The following is a 6000-nucleotide window of genomic DNA, read 5'->3' as shown; positions in this document are numbered from 1 at the left end:
GCGCGGCCGCGGCACCGGCGCCGGTACGGGACTGCTAGCGGGGGCGCAACGCCCCGATAGGGGCGCGGGGAACTGCGCGACCGGCCCCCACGGCGCCGCAGCCGAACGACGGCCCGTCGCGGCCGCGGCACCGGCGCCGGTACGGGACTGCTAGCGGGGGCGCAACGCCCCGATAGGGGCGCGGGGAACTGCGCGACCGGCCCCCACGGCGCCGCAGCCGAACGACGGCCCGTCGTGGCCTCTTCAACGGCGCGTGTCAGTCCTCCGCCAGTTCGGCCACGCCCGTCACCCGGTGCAAGGGATACGTGCGCACCTCGTCGGCCGTGTGGTCGTACGCCGTGACGAAGCCGCCCTCCACGCGGATGGGGGCGATGACGCGCTGGCTGGCCGTGCCCTCGGCGTTGACGTAGCCGATCCAGAGGGTGTCGCCGGTGAGGACGGCGGCCTGCATGGTGGCGAGGGTCTCGGCGGCGGTGGTGCGCGGGAGTTCGCCGCCCTTGACGGCGGCACCCGCGGACTTGCGCGGGGTGGTGGCGGCGAGGTCGCCCGCGCGGATCGCGCGGATCGCCGCCGCGAGGAGCGTGGGGTCCGGTGGCGGCGGGCCCTCCGGTACCGGCTCGGGGGCCGTGCGCGGCGGGGTCCGGTGCGCGTGGGCGCGGGTGATCAGGACGTCGCCCTCGGCGGACTCGGCGGCGGGCGCGTAGCCCATCGCGCGCAGGCCGTCCAGGAGGGCGGCCGGGTCGGCCTGGGTGGCGAGGACCGTCGGGGCCAGGCGGCGCAGGCGCAGGCCCGAGGCCCGCTTGTCGGCCATGATCTCGTTGAGGACGGTGTCGTCGTCGCAGCGGACGTACGCCGAGGCCGCGCCCACCCGCAGGTGTCCGTGCCTGCGGGCCACGTCGTCGATCAGGTAGGCGAGCGGCTGCGGGACCGGTGTCCGGGAGTGCGTGGTGAGGAAGGCGTGCAGGTCGGCGGCGGTCTGGCCGGCGTCCAGGGCGCGGCGGACGGAGGCGGGCGTGAAGCGGTAGACCGTGGCGCCCCCCTTCGACTCGACGTCGGCGAGGACGCCCAGCGCGTCGGCCAGCGGACGGCGCAGCGGGCCCGGGGCGACCGCGGTCAGGTCGGCCTGGAGCAGGACGTGGTCGAGGGGCTCGGGGAGCAGCGGGGCGAGCAGCCGGCCCGCGGTGGCGGTGGCGACGGCCTGCTCGGGCGGGGAGAGAGGTTCGAGGGCGGGGGCGAGGTGGTGATGGCGTACCGGGAGCTTGTCGCCCGGGCCGGGCGGCTGGGCCGCCTGCCCGCCGGGCGGCTTCTCCGCGGCCGGTGCGCCGAGGAGCGCGCGGCCGTGCGCCGACAGTGCCCCGCGCCCGGTCACGCCCAGCAGTTCGGCCTCGGACAGCGTCCAGCGGGCCAGCCGGGTGCGCAGGTCGTCGCCGTGCTGCTGGGGGCCGCGCAGCGGGCGTTCCCAGCGCAGCCGCGCCAGCACCGAGTCGGTGGCGGGGGCGGCGCCCTCCGGGAGCGCGGCGAGGAGGGACAGCACCCGGTGCCGTACCTCGGGGGCGGCGGAGCGGTCGAGGCCGGGGCCGAGCGCGGACAGGGCGCGGTCCTTGGCGTCCCGGCCGCCGACCAGGCCGGAGGTGCGGGTCGCGGTGAGCCAGGCCTCGGCCAGCTGGGCCCAGCGTTCGGCGGGCGGCCGGTCCAGCCACTCGTCGTAGGCGGGGGTGGCCGCGTAGCGTTCGTCGGCCTCGCCGTCGGAGGCGAGCAGCCCGGCCGCGTAGGCCAGCTCGACCCAGAACGCGGCGACCGGCTCGGGCACGTCGAGGGCGACGGCGGTCCGCTTGAGGTCCCGGACGCTCAGGCCGCCCGCCCGCAGCACGGCCGGGCCGCCCTCGTCCCAGTCCTTCAGCAGCTCCTCGACGGTCGCGAGCGCGGTGTACGCCTGCCCGGCGGCGGTCGCGTCCACAACCTGTGGACGGTGGGCGGCGGCCGGCTCGACGGGCGGCGGCACGGGCTCCGGTTGGCGGTGGGCGCGGCCCTCGCGCAGGTGCAGGGCGACCTCGCGGGGCAGGACCACGGTGCCTGGCGCGGTCGGCAGCAGCAGGCCGCGGTCGAGGAGCCAGCGCAGATGGGCGGCCGGCTCGGGGGTGATCTGCCCGTACGGCGGTCCCCAGACCAGCCGGGACAGGACCTCGCGGGACTCGGCGGGCGCGGCGGCGAGCAGCTTCGCCATCTTCTTGCGGTGCCCGAACAGCTTGGTGAGCGCGTCCACCGCGGAGACCGAGTCGTGCGTGGAGGGCAGCCCGGCGGCGGCCACGATCTCCTGGATCCGGCCCGGCGACATCCCCGAGGTGGCTTCCCGCACGGTCGGGCCGAGACCGGTCGGCGACGGGTGCTGCGGGGACGGGGCGAGCACTTCCCGGGCGGTCCGCACCAGCCGCAGCCGGTCGTCGCCGCCCCACACCAGCGCCTGGTCGCGGAGCGCGGCGACGGCCCGCGGCAGCTCGCCCGCGACGGCCGGGTCCCGGCCGTCCCCGCCGTCCCCGGCCATCAGGCCCAGCAGTTCCTGGTACGACGCCGGGTCGCCGGCCACCGCCAGCGCCTCCGCGGTCTGCAGGGCGAAGCGGTCAAGGCGTTCCAGGGCGCGCAGCACCGAGGCGCGGGTGCCGGCCCGGGTGGCCAGCTGGGTCAGGTCGGTGGGGACGGGGGTGACGAGGTCGGGGCGGGCACGCAGGAGTACGGCCAGGGAGGCGTCGTCCCTGGCCCGGAGCGCCTCCGCGAGGGAACGCGGCGGGGTGGCCGGGTTGCTCATCCGACCCACGGTAGCGGGTGCGGGGCGGGCACCGGGATCACCTGTCCCACGGCCGTTTCTGTGTAAAGGGCAGCCACCCGGCGAACAGGACGTTGCGCAGATGTCCGGCGAATGAATTTCAGCGGGAGGATCGCGGCACCGCTGGCACCCCTCGGCACCCGGTCGTCACCCTGGGCTCCCTGACCACCGCGCGATGTCAACCACGCGGTGTGACACGGCGATTCGGGGGATGCGGTCGTGCGAACGCTCGGCGTCGAACTCAACTTCAACAACGTCGTCGCGATCTTCAGCGTCGTGATCCCGGTGCTCGCGTTCTTCTGGGAGTTCGTCGTCATCCGCCGCAAGCGGCTCGGCTACCGCCTCCAGATGGACACCCTGGCCACGGACACCGCGCACGCGCCGAGCGCCGATGTGCTCGCGCGGATGCGGGACGACGGCCACGAACTGGTGGAACCCTCGTTCGTGCTGGTGCGGATCGAGAACGCCGGCTGGCGGGAGATCGTCTCCGGTGACTACCTGACCCCGCCCGACGACAAGACCGGCATCCGGGTGCTGTTCCGGGACCGCCGGGTCGTCGGCATGGCGGTGACCGAACTCAGCCAGCCCACCCTCCGGCACTTCTTCGTCACCACCCGCGACGGCCGGACCCAGGAGACCGACGGCTTCGGAAAGGACTGGGAGGACGGCGTCGGCGTCATCCGGCTGCCCAAGGTGACGCTGAACCCCGGCGCCCACTACAAGATCCTCGCGGTCCTGGAGCGGCGGGGCGGCAGCGAGCACGCGCCCTTCCCGCCGCCGGAGTTCCAGGCCGCCGTGACCGGGGGCATGGACCACTCCTTCGCCTGGGTCCGCTGGCTGGCCCGGCTCAAGCTGGCTCACACCGAGAGCCACACCTTCGCCTCCCGGCCGGCCGTGGGCGGTCTGGTCCTGCTGGCGGCTGCGGTCCTCGTCCAGGCGAGCCTCACCCTGTTCTTCCCCGCCAAGCCCGCCCCGCTGGACTGCGTCGGCGGCACGCTCCACCTGTCCGGCTCCACCGCTTTCGCGCCCGCGGTCACGGCGGCCGCGCAGGAGTACACCAAGCTGTGCTCGGCCAAGGGCGCGCGGATCCCCATCGGCGACGGCACGTTCGTGAACAGCACGGACGGCGTCACCAGGCTGGAACAGGCGGGTACGGACGCCGGGATCAAGGGCGACGACGGGCTCGGCAACCACATCGCCTTCTCCGACGGGCCGTCGCAGGGCAAACACCCCCAACTGCTGCCCCGGCCGGTGGTCTACACCCTGTTCACCCTCGTCGTGAACGAGGACGCGCACGTCAGAACCCTCTCCCTCCAGCAGGTCCGCGACATCTACGCGGGGAAGATCACGCACTGGTCCCAGGTGGGCGGCAACCCCGAACTCCCCATCCACCTGATCAACCGCAACGTGGGATCCGGCACCCGCAACGCCCTCGAACAGCGGGTCCTCGGGAACAAGCCCGTGCCGTCGGCGAAGGTCGCCGACTGCACGGCCCTGGACGACGACCGGTACGGCGTCTGCGAGGTCACCGGCACCGACAACCTGCTGCAGGCCGTGAGCAGGGATCCCGGCGGCCTCGGCTACAGCGAGGTCAGCAGCGTGCCGTCCGGCAACCTGGTCAAGCTGGAGATCGACGGCATGCCGCCCACCCTGGTCGGCGTCGAGCAGGGGACGTACCCGTACTGGCAGACCGAGTACGCCTACACGTACGGCGAACCGCCCGCCGGCTCCATCGCCGCCGCCTTCCTGCGCTACCTCACCGACCAGGGCGGCAAGGACATCCTGCGGGAGTACGGCAACCGCCCCTGCTCGGAGACCCGCTACCCGCTGGTGTGCCGGCCGGCATGAGCCGTGGCCTGCGCTACCGTCGTCCCGACGGGGTAATCCAAGTCGTCCAGGGCAACGCACCGGCCCCGGAGGGGACTTCGTGGGTATCGAGAGCGATCAGGTCGTCTACGAGTATCTGAGCCGCGTCGGGGACATCGCGCACCAGCGCCAGTTGTCGTCGGCCGAGCGGATGCGGCTGGTCTCCGGGCTGCGCAACGACATCGACCGGCAGCGGGCGAAGGCGACCGTCGACAGCCCGGCCGCGGTACGGCGCATCCTGGACCGGCTGGGCACGCCCGACGAGGTCGTCGAGGCGGCGGGCGGTACGGGTACGACGTCGGCGAGGGCAACGCAACCGCCGCCGGGCACGGTCCCCGTCCAGCGGGACGCTGAGCCTTCTTCACCGGCCGAGGACCTGCGGCGCGTGGTACCGCGCCCGCGGCCCGCGGAGCCGGACGGCGGCGGGGCGACGGCGCCGCCGGACTGGTGGCGGGTGGACAGCAGCCCGTTCGGGGACGGCGACGGGGTGCCCGGGTTCGTCGGCGGGGTGGAGATTCCCGAGCTGCTCAGCAGGCCGAGCCTGCGGAAGGCGGAGCCGCCGGACGAGCCGGGCGAGCCGGGCGAGCCGGAGAAGGCACCGGTGGTGGAGGAGGCCGCACCGTCCGGACGGCGCCGGATCCGTGTCGTCCCCCGCCCTGCCACCGGCTGGAGCAACCCCCTCCTGCTGCTCGCCGCCGCCGCGCTCGTGGTGGGCGCGGTCCTCGGCAACTGGTTCGCGCTCGTCCTCGGCTGGGCCATCGCCTACGGCTCCCGGCGGCTCACCCCCGCGGAGACGAAGCTGGCGGTGATGTGGGTACCGGGACTGTCCGTCGCGGCCGGGCTGGTGTGGCTGTGGGGGCGCAGCGCAGGGCGCTGGGGCGCGCCGATCGCCCAGGGGCAGATGAGCGGTGCGGTGGGGGAGACGTGGCCGTGGGTGGTACGGGGCGCTGCGCTGGCCTCGGCCGTGTATGTGGCGTGGCGGTCACAGAGGGCGCGGTAGGGGTAGGCCGGCGCGGTAGGGGGAGGCCGACGCCGTAGGGGGTGGGGCGGTCGGTTGTCGGGCGGCTGCGGGTGGTTCGTGGCTGGTCGCGCAGTTCCCCGCGCCCCTTACGGGGCGCTCCCGCCACCGCTTCTCCCCAGCCGCGCGTCTGTCACAGCTCACAGCCGAGGGCAGCGTCACAGCCTCCCAGCCGCGGGCAGTCGTGCCGCTGGGGCGGCACGGGTGGGCGCGGGCGGCACCCGGCCAGCGCCGGTGAGCGTCCCCACCCCGGCCCCAGCCCCCACCCGCGCAAGCGCTTCCTGCCCACCCCAGC

The 6000-nt window shown here is 75.1% G+C and carries 3 protein-coding genes; 2 read left to right on the top strand and 1 reads right to left on the bottom strand.

Annotated features, from left to right (window positions below):
* Positions 1-256: 256 nt before the first annotated feature.
* Positions 257-2803 carry a helicase-associated domain-containing protein gene (locus tag ACZ63F_RS08850; RefSeq protein WP_469709799.1) on the bottom strand — a complete coding sequence of 849 codons (2547 nt, stop codon included), beginning with the start codon at positions 2801-2803 and terminating at the stop codon, positions 257-259.
* A 237-nt stretch (positions 2804-3040) separates the two neighbouring features.
* Between ACZ63F_RS08850 and ACZ63F_RS08845 the strand changes: the two genes are divergently transcribed.
* On the top strand, positions 3041-4669 hold the full coding sequence (locus ACZ63F_RS08845; protein ID WP_469709798.1) for a PstS family phosphate ABC transporter substrate-binding protein: 1629 nt from the start codon (positions 3041-3043) through the stop codon (positions 4667-4669).
* A 79-nt stretch (positions 4670-4748) separates the two neighbouring features.
* Positions 4749-5687: a hypothetical protein gene (locus ACZ63F_RS08840; RefSeq protein WP_469709797.1), complete on the top strand. Its 939-nt coding sequence runs from the start codon at positions 4749-4751 to the stop codon at positions 5685-5687.
* Positions 5688-6000 lie beyond the last annotated feature (313 nt).

The organism is Streptomyces sp. NPDC104761, assembly GCF_055583445.1.
Note: the sequence above shows the minus strand (reverse complement) of the source record. Positions and strands in the feature narration are given on the sequence as shown.

Bases quoted from the DNA above. Each gene is read 5' to 3' on its own strand.
- ACZ63F_RS08850 (WP_469709799.1), bottom strand. From the start codon at position 2,803: ATGAGCAACCCGGCCACCCCGCCGCGTTCCCTCGCGGAGGCGCTCCGG.